The organism is Streptomyces sp. NPDC059900, from assembly GCF_050270335.1.
GTDB lineage: Bacteria > Actinomycetota > Actinomycetes > Streptomycetales > Streptomycetaceae > Streptomyces.
In genome coordinates this window covers 1-3,034 of the sequence record NZ_JBNNJZ010000788.1, presented here as the reverse complement: position 1 = coordinate 3,034, position 3,034 = coordinate 1, and the positions used below count along the sequence as shown (strand labels likewise).

At 72.0% G+C, this 3,034-nt stretch carries 4 protein-coding genes; 2 read left to right on the top strand and 2 right to left on the bottom strand.

Annotation, left to right across the window (positions count from 1 at the left end; genetic code table 11):
• Together ACQKIP_RS43925 and ACQKIP_RS43920 are read right to left on the bottom strand one after the other, a co-directional pair.
• Positions 1-355, bottom strand: a 355-nt coding sequence (locus ACQKIP_RS43925; protein WP_427745566.1) for a SulP family inorganic anion transporter, incomplete at its 3' end; no start/stop codon positions are given.
• 94 nt (positions 356-449) lie between these two features.
• Positions 450-1,670, bottom strand: a complete 1,221-nt coding sequence (locus ACQKIP_RS43920) for a 4-hydroxybenzoate 3-monooxygenase (RefSeq protein WP_365854669.1) — start codon at positions 1,668-1,670, stop codon at positions 450-452.
• A 126-nt stretch (positions 1,671-1,796) separates the two neighbouring features.
• Here ACQKIP_RS43920 and ACQKIP_RS43915 point away from each other — a divergent pair, with 126 nt between their 5' ends.
• The gene (locus tag ACQKIP_RS43915; RefSeq protein ID WP_365854672.1) at positions 1,797-2,276 is read left to right on the top strand and encodes a hypothetical protein; all 480 of its coding nucleotides are present in this window, start codon (positions 1,797-1,799) and stop codon (positions 2,274-2,276) included.
• 61 nt (positions 2,277-2,337) lie between these two features.
• A complete protein-coding gene (gene cpt, locus ACQKIP_RS43910) occupies positions 2,338-2,871 on the top strand; it encodes a chloramphenicol phosphotransferase CPT (protein ID WP_365854674.1) in 534 nt (177 codons plus the stop codon).
• Positions 2,872-3,034: the final 163 nt, after the last annotated feature.

Sequence of the window (3,034 nt, the reverse complement as noted above, 5' to 3'; positions counted from 1 at the left end):
CCGCTCCGAGGACGATCTGGAAGACACCGGCCAGGATCACGGCCGCGACGAGATACCCGAAGCCGTGCTCGCGGTTCAGGGGCGCGATCACCAGCGCGACGGCGCCGGTCGCCGCCGAGATCATCGCGCGGCGCCCGCCGACGACGGAGATGGTCACGGCCATCGTGAAGGACGCGAACAGGCCGATCGCGGGGTCGACCCCGGCGATGATCGAGAACGAGATCGCCTCGGGGATCAGCGCGAGACCGACCACCAGACCGGCGAGCGCCTCGGTGCGCCAGACCTTCGGGTCGGACAGCCAGTCGGGACGCAGACCACGCAGCCGGGCGGCCGGGGACAGTGCGGACGTGGGCAAGAGAGGTACCTGTCGTACTCGGGAGGAAGAGGGGGCGCGCGAGTCGGCCCCGCGAGCAGCACCCCTAACGTTACGGCAGAGGCACAGGGGCAAGTCAGTTGCCGGCGCCCTGCCCGATGTAGAGCTCGGCGAACGCGGCCGCGGCGGCCGGCGAGCGCAGGATCCTGCGCAGCCGGGCGGCCGCGGTGCCCGCCCTGAACGGGTCGCCCGACGACGTCCCGTGCAGCAGCTCGGCGAGCCACTGCGAGAACTCCTGGTACTGCCACACCCGCGACAGGCAGGCCTCCGAGTACCCGCTCAGGGCGCTGTCGTCCCCCTTCGTACAGTGGGCCACGAGTGCGTCGCCCAGCAGCAGCGCGTCGTGCAGCGCCAGGTTCATGCCCTTCGCGGCGATCGGCGCGGCGAGGTGGGCGGCGTCGCCCGCGACGTACAGGCGCCCGCGGGACATGGGCTCCACGACGTAGTTGTGCATGTCCAGGACGCGCTTCTCGATCAGCCGTCCCTCGGTGAGCGGCGGCGCCCCCGCCACCGAGAGGCGGGCGTGCAGCTCTGACCAGACACGCTCGTGCGGCCAGTTCGCGGGGTCGTCGCCGGGCGGGCACTCCAGGTAGTAGCGGGTGACCTCGGGGCTTCGGGCCATGTGCGCCGCGAAGCCGCGCGGGTGGATGCCGAAGACGACGCAGTCCGATGACGGGGGCGCCTCGGCGAGCAGGGCGAGCCAGCCGATGCCGTAGTCGTGCCGGGCGACCGTGGCCTGCTCCGCCAGGCAGGACCGCGTCACGCCGCGCGCGCCGTCGCAGCCCGCGACGGCGTCGCAGTCGATGCGTACGCGCTCGCCCGTCTGCGGGTCCGTGTACGACACCGCGGGGCGGTCCGTGTCGATGCCGTGCAATTCCACGTCGCGTACACCGAAACGGATGTCGCCGCCCGCCCGGTCGGCGTAGGCGCGCACCAGGTCCGTCACCAACAGGGGCTGGGGGTAGACGAAGTGGCGGTTGCCCGACAGCTCGCCGTAGGAGAACCGGTGGCGCTCGCCCGCCCACCGGAACTCGCATGCGCTGTGCGTCTGCGCGTGCGCGAGGAGCCGGTCGGCAAGGCCACGCCGCTCCAGGGCCCGCACCGCCCATTCCTCGATGAAGCCCGCGCGGGGCCGCTGTTCGATGAACTCCCTGCTCTCCGTCTCCAGGACCACGCAGTCCACTGCGGCGGCACGCAGGATGTTGGCGACGGTGAGCCCCGCGGGCCCCGCTCCCACGACGACGACGGGGGCGCGCCGTCGCGGCGCGGGGTACACGGGAGTCGGGGCGAGGTCCATCCGGAAATTATGACGGGTACACGACGAGCGGGAGACCACCCCCGAATGCGGGTGCGACAATCTGGCCGGGACCACGCCCCGTGCCCGATCTCCGGAGCGCCGGTCCTGTGGCGGGAGGCGCCGGTCATGGACGTTCCCGGGGCAGCGGCGCCCCGGCGGACCGGCGGTGGGGAGGAGTCGACGGTGCTGGAGTGGCGGTACATCGCCAAGGGCGTGCGGGTCGTTCCCGAACCCGTGGCCACACCTTTCCTCTGGACGGGCGCCTGCGCGGGCGCGTTCGCCCTGGTGACCGTGCTCGATCTGCTCGGCGCACTCGACCGCACCGGACTCGCGCTCGCGGCCCTCTCGCTGCTCGCCGCACTGCTCGGAGTGCGGGGCCGCTTCGCCGCAGCGCCGGGGACCGCCCTGCTGTGCTGGATGCTCCTGAACTACTTCGCCGCCCATCCCATAGGCGAGATCTCCTGGGCCGGACACCGCGACATCGAGTGGATGGCCTGCCTCCTTTCCGCGGCTCTCGTCGGTACGACGGCGGGCCGCGTCCTGCACGCACGCGCCGCCTACCGCCGCATCAGCCCGTACAGCAGCCCGTACGACGGCACGGGCTGACCCGGGACGGGCGCGCGGCAATTCGTTTCCCGTGGCGCGGTGATGCTTCTACTGTGGCGCCGTGACGGCTCAAGTGATCGTTCTCAATGGTGGTTCGAGCTCCGGCAAGTCCGGCATCGCGCGGTGTCTGCAGGCGGTGCTTCCGGATCCGTGGCTGACCTTCGGCTGCGACACGTTCGTCGACGCGCTGCCCGCGTCCCTGCGCACCGCGTCCGACGGGATCGAGGTCGCCGCGGACGGCGAGGTGACCGTCGGCCCGGAGTTCCGCACCCTGGAGGCCGCGTGGATCGAGGGGATCGCGGCGATGGCCCGCGCAGGCGCCCGGGTCATCATCGACGAGGTGTTCCTCGGCGGCCCGGCGTCACAGGAGCGCTGGCGCAAGTCGCTCGGCGAGCTGCCGGTGCTCTGGGTCGGCGTCCGCTGCGCCGGCCCGGTCGCCGCGGGCCGGGAGACGGCGCGGGGCGACCGGGCCGCCGGGATGGCGGCCTCCCAGGCCGAGTCGGTCCACCGCGGCGTGCTCTACGACATGGAGGTGGACACGACGGAAGCCGAGTCCCTGGAATGCGCACGGGCCATCGCCGCCCGCATCAACTGAGCGAGAAGCCACTGCCCCGGCCGCAGCCGGGTAATTCACCTTTCACATTGCGGCCGGCGGATAAACAGACGCTGAATCCGACCGGGCTCGCCCTATTGCAGTACACCCGCGCGGAGAATCCGGTCGGACAATCAACTTCTCCGCGCCATAAATACCCCAGAGA